Source organism: Streptomyces sp. NPDC048659, assembly GCF_040650575.1.
Taxonomy (GTDB): domain Bacteria; phylum Actinomycetota; class Actinomycetes; order Streptomycetales; family Streptomycetaceae; genus Streptomyces.
In genome coordinates this window covers 1-16,908 of the sequence record NZ_JBEZHM010000101.1, presented here as the reverse complement: position 1 = coordinate 16,908, position 16,908 = coordinate 1, and the positions used below count along the sequence as shown (strand labels likewise).

The window sequence follows — 16,908 nt, the reverse complement described above, 5'->3', positions numbered from 1 at the left end:
CCGCGTCGAACGCGGCGTCCTCGATGCCGGAGCCCCGGGCGTGGATATTCGGGCCACTGACGATCTTGCCGGTGGTGGAGTCCACCACGACGAAGCGTGGGTCCACCTCAGCGCCCACCTTCCGTGATACTGAGCCCTACGATCAGTAACTATGCCTGAGGCACATGCCAAACCGATGACCCCTCACTCCCTGGGCCGCCCGGGCGGTGTGTGGCCAACGCCGTACGGGCGCAGCTCACCGTCGGGCCGGGTCAGTCATCCGTGGGGAGAGTCCAGCTGACACCGCCGGGCGGCTCCTCGACCGGGCACCCGCCGTTGCCGAGCGAGCGTCGCGCCGGCGGCACCTGAGCGCTGGCGCTGCCGAGCACTCCACGGTCGCGCAGTTCGTCGAGATCGGGGAGGCGTACGCCCGGGAGCGAGTGGAGCAAGTCGGCCTGAGCGGCTCTGATGGGAGCTGCGGGCGCCTGAGGCCCGGCCCCGAGGACACGGCGTTCGGTCACGCGGTCATCGTACGGATGACCGCGTCGCGGGCGGCGGCGAGTTCGCGCTACGGTGCTGCCCGGCTGGACGTGCACCGCCACCCGCCGCAGGTCGACGCCCATGCCGTCGCCCCTTGACCGGCCAAGGTCCTTCGGGGCCCACGAAGCTCTAGACGTGCATCCCTTCGTCGACGGGCGGCATGGGCGGGCCCGTCATCTGGAGTTCATCGATGCCACGCAACCAGAACACCGCATCCCAGCGCGCCCGTGAGGCGCGGCGTGGGGCCGGGACGAAGTACACCCTCGCGTTCCGCACCGCCGCTTCTGCCGCTGCCGGCGGCAGCGGCGGCGGCCGGTCCAAGTCGTTCTTCATGCGGGAGCTCCTCGCCGAGTGCTCAGCCTCCTCGCCCTGGACCGGTGTCCACCCCGCGCTGAGCGCCGAGCTGGTGCCGAACATGTACGACTCGGCGTTCCTCGGCGGGCCCGTCCCTAACACGGCGGTCCTGACGCTGGGGGACATGGTCTCGGCGCTGGGCCTGTCCGCCGCGCTGACCCTGGAGTCCCGGCGCGGATTCTTCACCGCGAACGTGGCGTGCGAGGGCCACCGCTTCCAGCTCAGCCTCGACGACGACAACGCGGTCGTGGAGCTGTGCCGTCACCCGGCCTGCGGCAACCGCCCGGTCGCGGCCGACTACATCCCGTACTGCGCCCCGGGCCATCTCGCCGAGCGCGCGCCGGACGAGCTCACCGAGATGGCCTTCGACTGGGGCGCCTACCGGCGGACGGACCCAGTGCGCGACGCGGAGGACATCACCCCCGGGCACGAGGGCGTCCTCCTGGTCCGGACCGCCGTCGCCCAGGGCGCCTTCGCGAGCGTGGCCGACGAGCTGGTCACGGGCTGCTTCGAGTTCCCCGACATGGTCGACCAGCTGTACTCCGGGGAGAAGGCCCAGGCCGTGCGGGACGCGATGCAGCGCGAACACCGCCGCCTGACCGAGGTCGCCGAGTTGGCGGCGGCGAAGATCCGCAAGGAGGCCGGCGGTCTCTGCGTCTGCGGGGCGGCCCTGCTCCCGAACCTGGAGGTACCGGCCCGGTTCTGCTCCATCAGGTGCGCGACGGCGCGGCAGGTTCGACGGTCTCCTAGGTGAGCAGCGGCCTCGGTCGGACCTGTTGGGACTAATGGGTCTGACCGGGCCTGGCCTGCGGTTTCATCGGCGACTTTCGGGGCAGTCGCCGCGCGGAGTGGCCCAGCAGAACCGAAAGGCTGTTCCCGTCGTTAGCCGGTCATGACAATCCCTCTGCAGCAGAACTCCGAGACCCTCGTCCTGCGCACGCTGCGGGCGTGGACTGACCCGGACACCCCAGAGCACCAGGCGGTCGCTGCCGCCTCCGATGCCCTGCAAGAGATGGGCCAGCGGTACGGCGAACTGGGCGCGAAGCACCTCGCCCTGTCGACGAGCAGGCTCGCTGGCCAGCTGTGGCACGATCACCAGCCCGACCATTCCGAAGAACGGCTCCGGGAAGTCCTGGAGGCCGCAGCCGGTCAGCGCGGCGCCCTCATCAGCACACTCATCTCGGGAGTCCTGACCGCCTGGGCGGCCGTGGCCGCGGAGCAGAGCACCCTCGAACAGGCCGCCCAGTTCACCGACGAGGCGTACGCCACTGCGGTCCAGAAGCACGGCGCCGTCGGGATGCACACCCTGTACGGGGTGACCGTGCGGCTGACGGCGGCCCTGGCGACGCTGGAGGCGAAGCGCCTGGGAACGACCGTCGAGGCTCTGCTCGACGGGGTCAGCCTGGTCCTGCACGAGCGCGCCGCCGGGTAGTACCGGTCACACGACTCAGCCCCGGTCGGACCTGTTGGGTCTAACAGGTCCGACCGGGGCTGACCTGCTCTTCCGTCAGGTGAGTCCAGCGGAGGCGTTGTCGTCCCATCCGTCGTCGCGCTGCATGTAGACGAGCATCGAGCGGGAGTGGCGGGCCCAGCCGCCCTGGTCAGCAATAGCGATGGAGTCGCGGCCGGCGCGGCGGGCGACGGAGGCCAGGCCGATCCGCAGGGAGTGCCCGGTCCAGGCGATCGGCACCCCGGCCCGCTTCGAGATCCGCTTGATGGCGCGGGTGACGGAGTCGGGGACCATGCCGCCGGTGACGTGGCCCCACCGGTCGATGCCGACGAACGCCGGTGTCGACGGGTCGGCCCACCGCGGGCCGCGTTCGGCGACCAGGCGGGTGCGGTACACGGTGTACGCGCGCACCGGGCAGATCTCGATCTCGTCGGCGTAGCGGATCTTCGCGTTGCGCACCGAGTGCTTCGTCTTGCCGGTGAGCACGGCGACGACCAGGCCGCGCGGGTGCAGGGTGACGTCGCCGCTCAGCAGCCCGGCCGGGTCCTGGGAGCGGCTGGCGTAGTGGAAGCCGGTGAGCACCAGGGCCTTGTCCCGGGCGCCCGCGAGGGTGTCGGGGCAGGCGCGGGCAATGGCCCGCAGGCCGTCGATGTCGCCGCCGACCGCCTGCCCGCGGCCGCGCCGCTCCCCGGCCTGCAGGAGCTTGACCGCCAGGCCCTCCAGGGCCGCGCGGGCCTCGGCCTGGTCATCGCCCGAGACCGTCGCGCCGCGCCGGCGCAGCCCGACGACGGCGGCCGCCAGGTGGGTGGAGGCCGAACTGGAGGCATACCCCTTGCCGTTCTGCTGGCCCTCGCGCAGCATCCACGCCACGAACGCCACCAGCGCGCCCCGGGAGCTCTCCCGCTCCGGCAGGCCGGCGGCGCCGCAGAACCGCTGCCACACCCGCCAGCTCTTGTCGTAGGTGTCGACGGTGTTGTCCGGGATGATCTCGGCGGCGACGGCGTCGGCCAGGTCCTCGGCCTCGGCAAGCCGCCGGGCGGCGTCGACGCCGTGGCGTTCGGCCCACCGCTCGAAGAGCGCCTGGCGCTCGGCGGCGGGGACGGCCGGCACCTCGGCCGCTCCCTGCGTGGCCCGGTCCAGGGCGGTCTGGTCGGGAGTCACCCCTGGACACCCGTGTATCCGTAGTCCGCAGGCTCCTCGTAGTCGGGCTCGCGGGGCTCATCCGGCAGGTCCGTCCCGCACTGCCCGCAGAGGGCCGGGCCGGTGCCGCCCGTGCTCTCGATGGGCCGCTGGCACGCCTCGCAACGCGCCCGGTCGCGGAAGCCGGTGGCGCAGGCGAAGCAGAAGTGGACGTTCTCCGGGTCGCCGTGGAGCGGAACCCCGAAGCCGAGAGCCCGCTTCGCGCACCGGGGGCAGGCGTTCTCGTGCGCCCAGTCGCCCAGGACGCTGTCGCTGAGCTGGAAGAGGAGGCCCGTGGGCCAGGTCGACGAGCAGAAGCGGCAGGTCGCGGGGGCGCTCCAGTGGTCTGGATCCGCGCCGGTGAGCCGCGGCTCCCTGCGCACCACCATGGCCATCTGCTCGCACGACGGACACATGACGGTGCGGTCGCCGGCACCTTCCTCCTTCAGCTCTCCCCTGACCCGGTCCATTCTCTTCTTGACGTAGGCGTTCACGCTGTTCAGGCCGGCACGCAGCTCAGCGAGCGCCACGCTCACCTCGCGCTCCCCCGTGGCGCTGCTGGGGACGAGATGCGTCTCGACGAAGCGGATGAGGAGGTCGAGCACTTGGCCGGCGCGGGCCTCCACCAGGCGCGCGTTCGTCTTGGGCATGCCGAAGTGCTGGAGCTTGTTCCGGTCCTCCCGGACCTTGCGAAGCATCCTCCTCTCCTGCTGCGAGAAGGGGATGCCGACGATGTTCACCAGCCGGTCGATGGCCTTCTCGGTCGAGACGCTGGCGAAGTCGCCGCTGTCCAGCGCGCTCCGGGTGGCGGTGTTCGGGTCGGCGAACACGAGCGACCAGTGCTCCTCGAACAGGCGGGCCTTGAACAGCACCTCGACGGCAGACTGCAGGTGCACCACGGCGTACTTCACGTTCCGGGGTGTCGGCTCCGATTCCCAGGCGTCCAGCAGTTCCACGACGCTGGCCAGGTAGTCGAGCCCGTTGAGGACCGGCGGGAAGTCCAGCTCCTGCTCACCGGGGCGCTGCGGCGGCACGGACCCCACCCTCTCGCGCCGAGACCACCGGCGGGCCCTGCACTCGCCCGCCGCCGTCGCGGAGTCGTCCTCCGGCCCCACCCGCGTCGCCTCGACGTCGCTCATCTCCGCTTCCCCTCCCAGTCAACCGGCGCCCGTTTCACCCGTTTTGTCGCGTCGGATAAGGAGAGCTTATCCGACGCGATCACCCCGGCCGCTACCGTTCCGCCATGACAACCACACCCCGCCCGCGCTTCTCCGTCCGCACCGGCCGTGCCGAGCCACAGTTCGACGGGCCCTACCAGGGCATGCCCCCGCACCTCGAAGGGCCGCTGCAGCAGTGGGTGGGAACCGCGCTGGCCCTTCAGGCGCACAATCTCGGGCATAGGCAGTACGACGAGGCCACAGCGCAGATCCTCTGCGTGCGGCTGCGCATCCCCGTGTACGGCCGGCGCTCGTACGCGCAAACCCTCATGGACTGCGTCGGGGACGCTCTGCTCGATGTCGTCGACGCACTGCTCGCCTACTGGCGCGAAATCGGCGAGGACGGGTGGTCCGACAGCCTTGAACAGCTGTTCAACGACGCCGGGTCGGCCTACCGGGTCGCGGAGACGGGCGACGGACTGGAGGAGCGAGTGACCCCGGCCGTCCGGGACGCGGTGATGCAGACCATCACCGAGGCCGCGGGCGAGCAGAGCGCCGGCTCCGCGGCCGCCCATCTGGCGGCGGCGTGGCAGGCGGCGTACGGGCGGGGCCCGGATCCGGTGCGTGCGTACAGCGAGTCCATCAAGGCCGTCGAGTCCGCGGCGCACTCCGTCATCCAGCCGAACAAACCCAAGGCCACCCTCGGCACCATGCTCGGCGAGATCAAGAACGCCCGGCACAAGTTCGGCTTCGCCATCCCGGTACCGGCCGCCGGTGACCCGGTCGCGGTTGCCGAGGCGATGATGCGTGTGCTGTGGGAGGGGCAGACCTCCCGGCACGGGGGCCAGACGGCCACCCCGTCCGAGACGCTGGAGTCGGCCCGGGCCGGCGTGCACCTCGCCGCCACGCTCGTGCAGTGGTTCGTCTCGGGGGCCGTCATCCGCACACCGTGAGGCGTCGCCGCAACAGAAGGGACAACCGGCCCGCCCCGCGGCTGTAGCCGCGGAAACCGCACAGTCCAAGGTGTCAGCCTGACCGCGCTGGCCGACTGCGAACAGGGGATCGCCAGCCTCTACCGGCAGTTGGCAGCCGCCGAACCCTCACTGGCCGAGGAACACCTCCACGAGGCGCAGCAGTGCGAGGAGCGACCGCGCGTTCGCCGCAAGCTACGCCTGACGCCCGCACCACACCGCCCGGGCCCGCCGCTCCTACACGGCGGGCCCTTCGCGTACCCCGCAGCGCCCCGGCCGCCCGGCCTCGGCGACGAACCCGGGCCGCGTACCGAGACGGACACCGTTCAGCCTTCCGGCGGGAGCCGAGTCCCGGGCAGCACGCGGCCCGGCGCCTGGTGGGCTGCGTATCGACCGATGAGCGGATCTTCTTCGCGGACGCGGAGAAAACGGCAAACGACCTCGGCGGACGGGCCGATCGGACAGACTGATCACTGGTAGGCGCCCGGGCCGACGGGTCCCCCGCAAGGGGGTCAAGCAGCGGGCGCTGAGACCGTTCCCGCAGCGCGCCCAGAGGTCCGGGCGAAAGAACGTCCGCCGCCGCCCCGCGTAGAGGAGCACGGCACGCCAGGGCCTCCGCCGTGGCGTGCCCGTTTTCCCGTGTACGACGTCTTTGTCTCCGCGCTGCCCGAGTTCCTCGGGAGCCTGTCCGCCGGTTTGGTCATCTCCTGCGTCACCTGGACCGTCAGGCGGGCCCGTTCCCGCCGTGCCCGCCAGAGCGAGTCGGCCGCCTCCGCTCCGCAGCCGCCGTCCCGAACACACACCGGCTGAGCGTACCGGCGGCTGGGTAGCGCGCCCCGGCGCTGCACAGCCGCCTTCAGATGCCAGGCGCGGCCGGGAGGTCCGTGATTCGCGGACACGTTGGGCCATCCGTGGCGTGGATGTCAGTGGCAGCCGGTATCTGGTGGTGGGTCAGCTTCGCGCGCGATATGCGCAGGATCGCCAGGAGATGCGATTCATGCCCTTCACCGCAGTGCACCCCGACGCCAGCCGCATCGACGCCACCCAGCCCGACCTCGGGCGCGGATTGGAGTGGGCTCAGATCGACAACCCGTGTCCCCTCACCTGTCCTGAGTGCAGGTGGGGCGTCCACGCCAAGCTCTCCCCGCGCCGGCGGGTCCCGTACTTCGCCCACGACCCGGGGCGGCCGCCCGAGTGAGCGCTGTCGAGGAAGTCGTGGGAGCACCACATGCTCAAGCTGGAGCTGGCCGGGGCGATCCGGCGTGCCGACTGGTACGCCGAGCTGGAGGTCGCCGCCGAGGACTCATGGCGGGCGGATGTCATGGCGTCCTCGCCGGACGGCACCCGGCGTATGGCGTGGGAGGCGCAGCTCTCCGCGATCACGGACGAGGCTATCCGGACGCGTACGGCGCGGTATCGGGCCGAGGGCATCGCCGTGTGCGGGATCTCCGCGTACGACGAAGCCGCGGCCACGAGGCCCAGTCCCGGCCGACACGAGAAGTGACGGTAACTAGGACCAGCCGCTCGGCAGCATGCTCCTCAGGTCTACCTCAAGTCCGGTTTCAGATGGTGCCGGTGAACGCAGAACCCGACCATGACAGGGTTGGATTGGGGAACCGTCCCCGCATGGGCGAGCGCCATCTTGACCAGCGGCTCGCTGTTGCTCGGCTTCTACATCCTCCTGCGTGACCGACGCAAGGAGGAGACAGAGGAAGCCCACAAGCTCGTCTTCAGCGTGAACACGCCCCGCGGAGACGACCCTCACGTTGCCCGAGTGACCAACGTGTCAGACCGCCCCTTTCTCTCAGTCGGTCTATTCAATGCTGATCAGTGGCGCACTGATCAGCAGACCGGAGAGGCCCCGGAAGGACCGCTCCTGCCTGGCCAATCCAGGGAGTACACGCATAACGGCTCGGGCTCAGGTGCCCTGGCTGCACGCTTCCAGGACGCGGACGGCCAGAACTGGGTCAAGGTCTTCGACAGCCACCGGCTGATCCGAGCTCCGGCAGACAGAGTGATCGCGCGGCATTTTGAGCGTCGCCTGGCGAGCAAGATACGTCGGACCGACCAGCATCTGATGACGCCCACGCCCAGCCGATGGGACCGCGTGCAGCACCGCCTGCGGCATCCGTGGCGGTGAGCTTCGCCGCTACGGGGTTCTCGAAACCGTCGCACAAGGCCATCGCCAAGGTAGGGGCCTCCTCAGGCGACGCACGGCACTGACACAACTCTGCGCCTCACTGACATCGGCTCTGCGCCCGACACCTGGTAGGGCCGTAGGACATCGAGGCGCGGGGCGGCGGCGGAGCCGTCCGGCGGTACGTGGCGGAGGGAGAGTGCACCGCCGGTCCTGGAAAGGCAAAGACCCCCTCGTGCTGCCGGTGGGGGCCGACGGCACGAGGGGCAGCAGCTCGTCGGCCCGGGCGACAGCGTCGCCAGGAGCGGCGACTAGGGCGTCCTCACGCCTCGTCCGCCCAGATGGCCGTGACACCGTCCGCCTGGATGTGCACGGTCTGGGACATCTCGCGGTAGCCCCATGAATCTTGGTCCGGTGCGATGACCCATGCCTTGGCCTGGAATGCGGTGGCCGGCAGTTTTCCTGCAGGGCACACCTTCTCAGGGCTGGTCATCGTCGCGCCGGGCGCCATCTCGACCTGTACTCCGGTGCCCCACCGTCCCGGGCAGGCGTATGCCGTTCCGGCCTGGACGTAGGCCATTTTGATCTTGACTGTGACCGGCTTCTTCCCCGGGTTGGACAGCCATACTGCGAAGTCGAGCTTCTCAGTATCGACCTGCGTGCACGGGCTCCACGCCAGCCCGTTGACGTACCGAAGGCGAGCACACCGGCTGTTTCCTCCCACGCCGGGGGTGGGAGAAGGAGCCGCTGAAGGCGCCGCCGCGGCCGGGAGCGGAGTCACCTGGGATGGCCTGGCATGGGGTCCGGATTCGGCGGTGGCCGCCCCCGGGGCGCCGATGTACCGCACGGCGACCCCGATTCCGGCAAGAACCGCGACTCCGCCGAGGATCGCCATCGCCTTCCTTCGGCCCCGGATCCGATGCCCCGATGCCTGCCGGTGCGCAGGCAGACCGCCACTGTGATCGGAGACGCCGGCTTCTCCGGCTGGCGGGCCGGCCTGTGCCTGGTGAGCGGGCTCAGGGGTCTCATCGGGCGCTGTGGAGAGTGTCGGGGCAAGTGCGGCATCCAGGGCTTCCCAGCGGGCGGCCCATTCCGCGAGCGATCGAGTGACCTTCTGCTCGTCGGTCTTGGCGTACGCCAGGCACGCACGTACGTAGGCCAGGACCACCGCTCGGGAAGGAGGCGTGTGTCCTCGGGCAGCAGTCGAGAAGGTCGTGTCCGAGTACGGGCTTCCGACCTTCGCCGACAAGGTCGCCAGCGCCCGATAGGTCGGATGCCCGCACTCCTCGCGCAGCTCGCGAAGACCGATGGCGAAGACCGCCAAAGGGCCGTCCTCGGGGTCAATCGGACCTTCCTGCCGACCCTGCTTGCTTACCACTCGGTCCCTCCTCACGCCGGTTCTGATGACCGGTCAATGACCGGAGGTCAGAAGTGTGGCGGGTCATCAAGCGCCCAGCAAAAGTGCGGTCATCGAGCCGCTCAGCCGCCCGACCGGGGCGTCACGGGGACAGGCTCGACACCCACGAAGGGGAAGCATTGTGAAGACGTACGGACGCCTGATGACCCAGGTGACTGCCCCAGTGATCGGCGCGCTCGCTCTTCTCTCCACCGGCATGGTCACTGCGCCGGTGAAGGCAGAGGCCGCGACGCTGGGGCGGGTGTGCATGTTCGAGGCGCCCCGCGGCGCCTACGGGGCCGGGCACGCCGCCTTCGCCATCAGGGACCGCAGCGACACGAGGCGCTGGACCTACGGCTCCTTCGGCAGCACCAACGACGCGCCGAAGTCCGGCTGGATCAAGAGCGGCAGCTGGGACAGCGTTCGCCAGCACTTCATTTCCGTCCGTGACAAGGACCACAACAACGCGCGGTACTACACCCGCTACCGGTGTGTGAACACCCGGGACGGCGACCTCAAGCGAGCCAAGTCCTGGTACACCACCGTGAAGAACCGCGGCTACAACGTCACCACCAACAACTGCCTCCACATGTCGATGGCCGTCTTCAAGGGCTACAGCGAGACCCTCCGCAAGGACACCCGGCTGAAGAGCGCCACCGGCTGGACGCCGAACAACTACTACAGGGACGTCCTCCCGGCCGCTCGCTGGGAGACGTCCCACTCCCTGTAGCGCCTTTCACTGGGGCATCGGCTGGAGGGTGTGACCGCCAAGACGCCCCAGGGAACGTGAAAGGCCCCCGCAGCCAGTGGGAACCGGTTGCGGGGGCCTTGGCGGAGATTCCCATGGAGATCCATGTGAACGAGGCCGGCCTTCAGGCTGGGACATTCGGCCTGGCTGTCGACGGCGGCTTGGCTATGCCGCCGTTCACGCCAGGGCGCCACATCCTCACCGACCCTGACGGCCGTACGGTCGAAGTCCACGCAACCTGAGAATCGCCAATCGCCCGGGTTATGACCCGGGGCACTGGACGGCAGGAGACCAGGGGTGGGCAGTGCTGAAGGCGGTCAGTGGGGCGTCCACGCTGGAGTTGCTCACCTGGCTGAGGGGTGACCTGGAGGCTCGGATCGGCGATCCGGTCGACCGCGATGGCGCGATCACCTTCCGCATGATCTCGACGTTCACGTCTGGATTCGACCTCGGGCTCACGCCTGGGCGGTTCATCGCGAGCCGGGGCTGGATCGGAGGGCCCTGGGCGGTGAGGAACTGGTTGTGAGACTGGGTCCGCTGGCCTTGGCACCGGATGAGGAGCCCCGGCCCTGCGACTGCGGCGGCTACACGGCGGTGAGGTGGGCGGTGGCCTGATCTGCTGGGCTGGTGAGCTGCAGGGATCCGCCTCGTGGTATGTCTCTTCGGTCTTGCAAACGGCCAAATGGGGGAGTGGGCCATGTCGGTGACGGTTCCGGGCTGGGCGGACACGCTGCTCGACATCATCGGCGTTGCATGGCCGAACGTCGATGAGGACGCCTATCGAGACATGGCGGACGCGCTGAGGGAGTTCGCCGGGGATCTGGAAGACGACGGCCAGCTGGCGAACAACCACTTCGAACGGCTGCTGTCCTCCGGGCAGGGGGAGTCCCTTGACGCGCTGAATGAGCACTGGCAGAAGGTCAAGGGCAAGCACGTCAAGGACATCGCCGGTGCGGCGCGCACGATCGCCGGTGCGCTGGACACCGCGGCGACGGCGATCACCACGATGAAGGGGCTGGCCATGGGCCAGTTGGCGTGGCTGGCCGGTGAGGCGGGAATTTCGCTGGCGCTGATCCCTGTTACCGGTGGTTTGTCGATGTTGCTCGGTGGCACCGCGATCCGGCTCACGCAGGAGGCGGTGAAGCGGCTGATCAAGGAGTGCGCGGAGGAGGTGGTCGGGTACATCGTGTCCGCGATGGCGGAGCCGGCCGTCGCGGCTCTGGAGGGTATGGCTGCCGATCTCGTTGTGCAGCTTGGGGCGGTTGCGATCGGTCTGCAGGACGGGGTGGACCTCGACCAGACGAAGGACGCCGGCAAGGAGGGCTTCAAGGACGGTGTCCAGTCCGGCAAGGACGCCATGCACCTGGCGTCCGCGGGTGGCGGGGGCAAGGGGCCTGGCAGCGGGTTGAAGAACCTGCACATCGAGCACGACGAGCACACCCACGCGTCTACCCAGCTCAACGCGGTCAGTGCCGGTATTCATGGGAAGACGGCGGGCAAACTGGCCAAAGCAAAGACGGCGCACGGTCGGGCCCGGGGCAAGGATTCGATCGCCGATGCGATCGACCCCGTCGCGGACAAGGCCCTTGAGGCTCTTACCAAGGCCGCGAAGACCATGGGTGACCATGTGGGCCAGACCTTGCCGAAGGTGGTCAAGCAGATCTCCGTCGACCACAAGAACACGGATGACAACCTGCGCGACCGTTTCGCCCGCCAGCGCAAGGGCGATCCGGACCGCGGCAGTGGGCGTGATGGCGGCGGCCCCCGGCGTGACGGCAGGGGAGACAGCGGCAGGAAGCCGCCGCAGGCGCTGAACAGCGCGAAGGACGATCCGCGCCGGCACGCGATCCCGGAGACGAAGAAGCGGTGCGAGAACGACCCGGTCGACGTGGCGACCGGCGAGATGATCCTCACGCACACAGACCTGTCCCTGCCCGGGGTCCTGCCCCTCGTCCTGCGCCGGACCCACCTGTCCGGATACCGCTTCGGACACTGGTACGGCCACAGCTGGGCCTCCACCCTGGACGAGCGCGTCGAACTCGACCTTGCATCGTCGCCGGGCGCCGTCTGGGCGCGGCAGGACGGCTCGCTCCTCGTCTACCCAGGACTGCCGCAGGACGATGGCTCGCTGGTCGCCCCGCTGGAGGGGCCACGGCTCGGGCTCTCCTGGTACAGCCAGCACGAGGACGAGACGACGTACCGTGTCACCGACCCTCGAAGCGGCCTGACCCGGTTCTTCACGGGCAGCCCGTACCGTGCGTCGACCGCGTACTGGCTGACCGGCATCGAAGACCGCAACAACAACCGGATCACCATTTCCCGCCGGCCCGACGGCGCGCCGACCGTGGTGGCTCACAGCGGCGGATACACCGCACGCGTCACCACCGAAGCCGGCCGGGCGGCCGCCCTGCACCTGCACACGCCCGACGGCCTGGTCGAGATCCGCCGCTACGGCTACGACGACGCGGGCCTGCTGACGGAGATTTTCAACGACTCCGGCGTTCCGCTGCGCCTGGCCTACGACAGCGAGGGGCGGATCACCTCCTGGACGGACCGCAACGGCTCCGCCTTCCGCTACCTCTACGACGCTGCCGGCCGGGTGAAGGCCACGGTCGGCCCCGACGGGGTCCTGTCGTCGTCGTTCGCCTACGACACTCATCCCGAGATCGGTCACTCTCTCACTCGCTACACCGATTCCACCGGTGCCACGACCCTCTTCCAGATGAACGAGGCACTGCAGGTCGTCACGGAGACGGACGCCCTCGGCCACACCAGCCGCTTCTCCTTCGACGCCCGCGACGAGCTGCTCACCCAGACCGACGCGACCGGACGCACCACCTGCTTCGAGCGGAACGACTACGGCGACCTCGTCGCCGTGACCGCCGCTGACGGAGTGCGCACCACCGCCGCCTACAACGGCCTGCACCAGCCCGTCGAGGTCACCGAACGCGGCGGCGCCACGAACCGCTACACGTACGACGAGCGAGGAAACGCCCTCACCGCCGTCGACGCGGACGGCGCAACCACCCACTGCACGTACGACGAGCACGGCCATCTCACCGGCGTCGTCAACGCAGCCGGCGGCCGGACGACGATCGGTACAGACCGCGCGGGCCTGCCGGTGCAGATCACCACTCCCGACGGCGCCACCGCCGTCTTCACCAGGGACGCCTTCGGCCGGATCATCACCGCCACAGACGCGCTGGGCGGCACCCTCAAGCAAGGCTGGACCGCCGAGGGCCGCCCTGCCTGGCGGGAACTGCCCGACGGCACCCGCGAGCAGTGGACCTGGGACCCGGAAGGCAACCTCACCACCCACACCGACCGGATGGGCCGCACCACCACCCACACAGCCACCCACTTCGACCTGCGCTCCGGCACCCGCACCGCGGACGGGGCCGACCACCGCTTCACCCACGACACCGAGCTTCGCCTGGCCAAGGTCACCAACGCGCAAGGCAGCGAGTGGCACTACACCTACGACGCGGCAGGCCGGCTCATCGCCGAGACCGACTTCGACGGCCGCACGCTGACCTACGAGCGTGACCCACTGGGCCGCGTCACCCGCCGCACCAACGCCGCCGGCCAGAGCCTGACCTACGAGCGTGACCCGCTGGGCCGCGTCATCCGTCTCGCCCACGACGACGGCACCGCGGCCTCCTTCACCTACGACGCTTCCGGCTACCTGATACGCGCCACCAACCAGCACGCCGACATCACCTTCGCGCGCGACGCAGCCGGCCGGACCGTGTCCGAAACAGTCAACGGACGCACCCTCACCCACGCCTACGACGCGATGGGCCGGCCCGCCTACCGCCGCACCCCCTCCGGTGCCGCCTCCCTCATCGACTACACCGCAGACGGGATCGCCCGATACCAGGCCGGCGACCACACCTTCCACTTCACACGTGACGCCCTCGGCAGGGAAACCAGCCGAACACTTGGATCCCTCACCCTGCGGCACGCCTGGGACCCGGTCGGCCGCATCACCAGCCAGACCGCAGCCCACAACCTCAGCACCGTCCTGGACCGCACCGCCACCTACCAGGCCGACGGAACCCCCACACAGCTCCACGACAGCCGCACCGGCACCCGCACCTACACTCTCGACCCGGCCAGCCGGATCACCGCCGTCGACGCAGACGGCTGGCGCGAACAGTACGCCTACAACACCACGGGCGACCTCGCCCACAGCGCCCTCCCGCCCCACGCCCCCGGCCACGAAGACGCCGGCCGGCACACCTACACCGGCAGCCGCCTCACCCACGCCGGCCGCACCACCTTCACTTACGACGCCCAAGGCCGCATCACCCAACGCCAGACCCGCACCCTCAGCGGCAAGATCTTGACCTGGCACTACACCTGGAACGCCGAAGACCGCCTCACCTGCGTCACCACCCCCACCGGCGACCACTGGGACTACCACTACGACGCCTTCGGCCGCCGCATCGCCAAGCAGCAGACCACTGCGGACGGCCGCACCACCGCTCTCGTCACCTACACCTGGGACGGCGGACAGATCGCCGAACAGTACGACGGCACAACCACCCTCACCTGGGACTACCTCGGCCTGCAGCCCCTCGCCCAACGCGAAGCACGCGGAGCCACCCAAGACGACACCGACCGCCGCTTCTTCGCGATCATCGCCGACCTCACCGGCAGCCCCAGCGACCTGCTCACACCCGACGGCGACACCGCCTGGCACGCCCGCACAACCGCATGGGGCATCACCCAGTGGAACCGCGACGCCACCGCCTACACCCCGCTACGCCAGCCCGGACAGTACTTCGACCCCGAAACCGGGCACCACTACAACGTCAACCGCTACTACGACCCGCACCACGGCCGCTACCTCACACCCGACCCACTCGGCCTCGCCCCCGCCATCAACCACTACGCCTACGTCCCCAACCCCTTCACCCTCAGCGACCCCCTCGGCCTCGCCGGCTGCTCCGCCGACCCCACCTGGGGAGGCCGCGTCACCTTCACCCGCGACGCTCACGGCCGCCCCTACGAGATGAACGCCATCATCAGCCGAGACATGCTCGACGAAGGCACCGACGCGAACGGTAACCTCCGCCCTCCCGGCTTCCTCGGCGGCATATACAACCAGGCACGAGGGCACATGCTCGCCAACCGGCTCGGCGGCTCAGGCGACACACTCGACAACCTCTTCACCATCACCCAGAACCCCACCAACAGCCCCGACATGCGGCACTGGGAAGACCAGGTCTACCGGGCCGTGGCCGCGGGCAAGATCGTCACCTACAACGTCTACCTCGACTACACCGACGACCTGCCCGACTCGGTACCGAAGTACATCCAGCTCGAAGCCCACGACCAACACGGCAACCTGATCTTCGACCAACCGCTCACCAACCCCGCTCACGGCCAGCAACAGCGCCACCGCCTAGGACTGCTTCCATGACGAGCATCGACCGGCTCACCACCCTCTGCCCGCCCCCGTCGCCACCCACCACGCCGCCCACGGACTGGCCGGCCGTCGAGCGGCAGCTCGGCATGCCACTGCCCACCGACTACAAGCAGATCGCCGACACCTACGGACCAGGCACGTTCTGCGGATTCATCCACCTCTACCACCCCCACGCACACACGCCCTGGACCAGCCTCACCGGCCCCATGCCGACTACGATCCGCGCCCAACTCCAGCAGGAACGCGCGCAGTACAGCCACCCACTGCCCGCCGACCCCCAGGACCTGTTTCCCATGGCGGTCACCGACAACGGCGAGTACCTCTTCTGGGTAACCCGCCCAGCGACCAGCCCCGACCAATGGACCATCGCCGTCAACCAGGCCCGCGGCTTCCACTGGTACAGCCACGACGGCACCCTGGCCGGTTTCCTCACCGCTGTCCTGTCCGGACAGGAGACCGTCCCCCTCTTCCCGAACAGCCTCCTCGACCACGGCGCGGCCTTCACACCTTTGATTCCCGCCGGCACCCTCACTGCTGAACAGCCACAGCCGAACAGCACCATGGCGCCCTCAGACGACATCCGGGCCTGGGCACGCAGCCACGGCTACGAGGTCCCCGACCGAGGCCGCATCCCCGCCGGCATCCTCGACGCATGGCAGAAAGCCAACAACTCCTAAGCGTTCGAATCCAGCTCCGCCGTAGAGCTGCCGCTTGATCTTCTTGACGCGGTTGGCGGCCCCTCGAAGCTCCCGGAGCTCCAGTCGAGCATGAGGCTGGCTCTCACGGCGTCGAGGTCTCGGAGCAGGCGGAGTGCGAAGCGGTGAGCCCAGGCAGCCGGCTGGCCTCGACGGCGTCGATCCAGGCGCGCAGGTCCAGGAGCTCGCCGACCCGGCCGCTCTGCAATCGACCGGCCCGCAGGACCCCGAGGACGCCGCCGCGCACGACGCGCTCCTCACCGCCTGGAACCTGACCGGGGGGAGTACCGGGACGAGGCTCTGGTGGTGCTCGGCCGCAGCCAGGAGGCCCAGGCCGAGGCCCGTAAGACGTACGCGACCGAGCTCGCCAAGCCCTGGCACCGGTCCATGCCCGGCAGCGACGACGCCCAGCGCGCCGCGACCGAGGCCGCCGCGCAGGCGCAGACCCGCACCGCCAAGCACCTGCTCGCCGTACGGCTGAAGCAGCTGCACCCCCAAGCCCGCCCCACCCCGGTCCAGCCCGCACCGCGGAGCCAGCGCCTGCCCGGGCTCACCGCCCTCCTGATCGGCGGCGACGTCACCGAGGCGGTGATCGCATGACCGCCGAGCTGTCCGGCGTCGACTTCGCCCGCCAGGCCCTGGCCGCAGCCCGGGAGGCGGCGAAGAACGGCGCCCGCGCCACGAAGGTGAAGCGGCGCATCGGCACGGTTCTGCGGCGGGACGGCCGCGGGGCCTCGATGAAGGGCGGCTGACTCGTGTCGTGCCGGCCTTCGTGAGGCCCCGCGGGGTGTGGCGTCCGGGTCAGCCGGTGTAGTAGCCGGCGATGTCGGCGATGAGGTCGACCGAGCCGGAGTGGTTGTAGAAGGTG

18 protein-coding genes are annotated in these 16,908 nt (G+C 69.8%); 13 read left to right on the top strand and 5 right to left on the bottom strand.

Going from position 1 to position 16,908, the window contains the following annotated elements:
- Positions 1-251 precede the first annotated feature (251 nt).
- Positions 252-500 carry a hypothetical protein gene (locus tag AB0C99_RS38120; RefSeq protein WP_362484868.1) on the bottom strand — a complete coding sequence of 83 codons (249 nt, stop codon included), beginning with the start codon at positions 498-500 and terminating at the stop codon, positions 252-254.
- A 209-nt stretch (positions 501-709) separates the two neighbouring features.
- Between AB0C99_RS38120 and AB0C99_RS38115 the strand changes: the two genes are divergently transcribed.
- Together AB0C99_RS38115 and AB0C99_RS38110 are read left to right on the top strand one after the other, a co-directional pair.
- Positions 710-1,627, top strand: a complete 918-nt coding sequence (locus AB0C99_RS38115; protein ID WP_362484866.1) for a hypothetical protein — start codon at positions 710-712, stop codon at positions 1,625-1,627.
- Positions 1,628-1,765: 138 nt separating this feature from the next.
- A complete protein-coding gene (locus AB0C99_RS38110; RefSeq protein WP_362484864.1) occupies positions 1,766-2,305 on the top strand; it encodes a hypothetical protein in 540 nt (179 codons plus the stop codon).
- Between the two features lie 75 nt (positions 2,306-2,380).
- Here AB0C99_RS38110 and AB0C99_RS38105 read toward each other — a convergent pair whose 3' ends face one another.
- Positions 2,381-3,484 carry an integrase gene (locus AB0C99_RS38105; RefSeq protein ID WP_362484862.1) on the bottom strand — a complete coding sequence of 368 codons (1,104 nt, stop codon included), beginning with the start codon at positions 3,482-3,484 and terminating at the stop codon, positions 2,381-2,383.
- Positions 3,481-4,641 carry a serine/arginine repetitive matrix protein 1 gene (locus AB0C99_RS38100; RefSeq protein WP_362484860.1) on the bottom strand — a complete coding sequence of 387 codons (1,161 nt, stop codon included), beginning with the start codon at positions 4,639-4,641 and terminating at the stop codon, positions 3,481-3,483. Before AB0C99_RS38100 ends, AB0C99_RS38105 begins: the two co-directional genes overlap by 4 nt.
- Before the next feature lie 104 nt (positions 4,642-4,745).
- On the opposite strand from AB0C99_RS38100, the gene AB0C99_RS38095 reads away from it, so the two are divergent.
- The 4 genes from AB0C99_RS38095 to AB0C99_RS38080 all read left to right on the top strand — a co-directional run bounded on the left by AB0C99_RS38095 (position 4,746) and on the right by AB0C99_RS38080 (position 7,770).
- Positions 4,746-5,612 (top strand): hypothetical protein, encoded by an 867-nt coding sequence (locus AB0C99_RS38095; protein ID WP_362484859.1) that lies wholly within the window; start codon positions 4,746-4,748, stop codon positions 5,610-5,612.
- A 1,015-nt stretch (positions 5,613-6,627) separates the two neighbouring features.
- Positions 6,628-6,828 carry a hypothetical protein gene (locus tag AB0C99_RS38090; RefSeq protein ID WP_362484857.1) on the top strand — a complete coding sequence of 67 codons (201 nt, stop codon included), beginning with the start codon at positions 6,628-6,630 and terminating at the stop codon, positions 6,826-6,828.
- Positions 6,829-6,858: 30 nt separating this feature from the next.
- The gene (locus AB0C99_RS38085) at positions 6,859-7,134 is read left to right on the top strand and encodes a hypothetical protein (protein ID WP_362484855.1); all 276 of its coding nucleotides are present in this window, start codon (positions 6,859-6,861) and stop codon (positions 7,132-7,134) included.
- A gap of 90 nt (positions 7,135-7,224) precedes the next feature.
- The gene (locus tag AB0C99_RS38080) at positions 7,225-7,770 is read left to right on the top strand and encodes a hypothetical protein (protein ID WP_362484853.1); all 546 of its coding nucleotides are present in this window, start codon (positions 7,225-7,227) and stop codon (positions 7,768-7,770) included.
- A 319-nt stretch (positions 7,771-8,089) separates the two neighbouring features.
- Here the strand turns inward: AB0C99_RS38080 and AB0C99_RS38075 are convergent, their stop codons facing one another.
- On the bottom strand, positions 8,090-9,145 hold the full coding sequence (locus AB0C99_RS38075) for a hypothetical protein (protein WP_362484851.1): 1,056 nt from the start codon (positions 9,143-9,145) through the stop codon (positions 8,090-8,092).
- 181 nt (positions 9,146-9,326) lie between these two features.
- Between AB0C99_RS38075 and AB0C99_RS38070 the strand changes: the two genes are divergently transcribed.
- The 5 genes from AB0C99_RS38070 (at position 9,327) to AB0C99_RS38050 (ending at position 16,022) form a co-directional block, all read left to right on the top strand.
- Positions 9,327-9,893 (top strand): hypothetical protein, encoded by a 567-nt coding sequence (locus AB0C99_RS38070; RefSeq protein ID WP_362484850.1) that lies wholly within the window; start codon positions 9,327-9,329, stop codon positions 9,891-9,893.
- A gap of 113 nt (positions 9,894-10,006) precedes the next feature.
- Positions 10,007-10,153, top strand: coding sequence for a hypothetical protein (locus tag AB0C99_RS38065; protein ID WP_362484848.1), 147 nt, complete (start codon positions 10,007-10,009; stop codon positions 10,151-10,153).
- Positions 10,154-10,215: 62 nt separating this feature from the next.
- A complete protein-coding gene (locus tag AB0C99_RS38060) occupies positions 10,216-10,437 on the top strand; it encodes a hypothetical protein (protein ID WP_362484846.1) in 222 nt (73 codons plus the stop codon).
- 171 nt (positions 10,438-10,608) lie between these two features.
- On the top strand, positions 10,609-15,339 hold the full coding sequence (locus AB0C99_RS38055; RefSeq protein WP_362484845.1) for an RHS repeat-associated core domain-containing protein: 4,731 nt from the start codon (positions 10,609-10,611) through the stop codon (positions 15,337-15,339).
- On the top strand, positions 15,336-16,022 hold the full coding sequence (locus AB0C99_RS38050) for a histone-like nucleoid-structuring protein Lsr2 (protein ID WP_362484843.1): 687 nt from the start codon (positions 15,336-15,338) through the stop codon (positions 16,020-16,022). Before AB0C99_RS38055 ends, AB0C99_RS38050 begins: the two co-directional genes overlap by 4 nt.
- Positions 16,023-16,125: 103 nt before the next feature.
- Here AB0C99_RS38050 and AB0C99_RS38045 read toward each other — a convergent pair whose 3' ends face one another.
- Positions 16,126-16,287 (bottom strand): hypothetical protein, encoded by a 162-nt coding sequence (locus AB0C99_RS38045; RefSeq protein ID WP_362484842.1) that lies wholly within the window; start codon positions 16,285-16,287, stop codon positions 16,126-16,128.
- A gap of 59 nt (positions 16,288-16,346) precedes the next feature.
- Here AB0C99_RS38045 and AB0C99_RS38040 point away from each other — a divergent pair, with 59 nt between their 5' ends.
- Both AB0C99_RS38040 and AB0C99_RS38035 read left to right on the top strand, forming a co-directional pair.
- Complete coding sequence (locus tag AB0C99_RS38040) at positions 16,347-16,640, top strand: hypothetical protein (RefSeq protein WP_362484840.1); 294 nt, start codon at positions 16,347-16,349, stop codon at positions 16,638-16,640.
- Positions 16,637-16,792 carry a hypothetical protein gene (locus AB0C99_RS38035; RefSeq protein WP_362484838.1) on the top strand — a complete coding sequence of 52 codons (156 nt, stop codon included), beginning with the start codon at positions 16,637-16,639 and terminating at the stop codon, positions 16,790-16,792. The genes AB0C99_RS38040 and AB0C99_RS38035 overlap by 4 nt, the downstream gene beginning before the upstream one ends.
- Positions 16,793-16,908 lie beyond the last annotated feature (116 nt).

What these genes read in the sequence shown, in the direction of transcription:
- AB0C99_RS38055 (WP_362484845.1), top strand. Translation starts at nt 10,609, where the DNA reads ATGTCGGTGACGGTTCCGGGCTGGGCGGACACGCTGCTCGACATCATC.
- AB0C99_RS38090 (WP_362484857.1), top strand. Translation starts at nt 6,628, where the DNA reads ATGCCCTTCACCGCAGTGCACCCCGACGCCAGCCGCATCGACGCCACC.
- AB0C99_RS38110 (WP_362484864.1), top strand. Translation starts at nt 1,766, where the DNA reads ATGACAATCCCTCTGCAGCAGAACTCCGAGACCCTCGTCCTGCGCACG.
- AB0C99_RS38070 (WP_362484850.1), top strand. Translation starts at nt 9,327, where the DNA reads ATGACCCAGGTGACTGCCCCAGTGATCGGCGCGCTCGCTCTTCTCTCC.
- AB0C99_RS38050 (WP_362484843.1), top strand. Translation starts at nt 15,336, where the DNA reads ATGACGAGCATCGACCGGCTCACCACCCTCTGCCCGCCCCCGTCGCCA.
- AB0C99_RS38095 (WP_362484859.1), top strand. Translation starts at nt 4,746, where the DNA reads ATGACAACCACACCCCGCCCGCGCTTCTCCGTCCGCACCGGCCGTGCC.
- AB0C99_RS38065 (WP_362484848.1), top strand. Translation starts at nt 10,007, where the DNA reads ATGGAGATCCATGTGAACGAGGCCGGCCTTCAGGCTGGGACATTCGGC.
- AB0C99_RS38035 (WP_362484838.1), top strand. Translation starts at nt 16,637, where the DNA reads ATGACCGCCGAGCTGTCCGGCGTCGACTTCGCCCGCCAGGCCCTGGCC.
- AB0C99_RS38080 (WP_362484853.1), top strand. Translation starts at nt 7,225, where the DNA reads ATGACAGGGTTGGATTGGGGAACCGTCCCCGCATGGGCGAGCGCCATC.
- AB0C99_RS38085 (WP_362484855.1), top strand. Translation starts at nt 6,859, where the DNA reads ATGCTCAAGCTGGAGCTGGCCGGGGCGATCCGGCGTGCCGACTGGTAC.
- AB0C99_RS38115 (WP_362484866.1), top strand. Translation starts at nt 710, where the DNA reads ATGCCACGCAACCAGAACACCGCATCCCAGCGCGCCCGTGAGGCGCGG.
- AB0C99_RS38100 (WP_362484860.1), bottom strand. Translation starts at nt 4,641, where the DNA reads ATGAGCGACGTCGAGGCGACGCGGGTGGGGCCGGAGGACGACTCCGCG.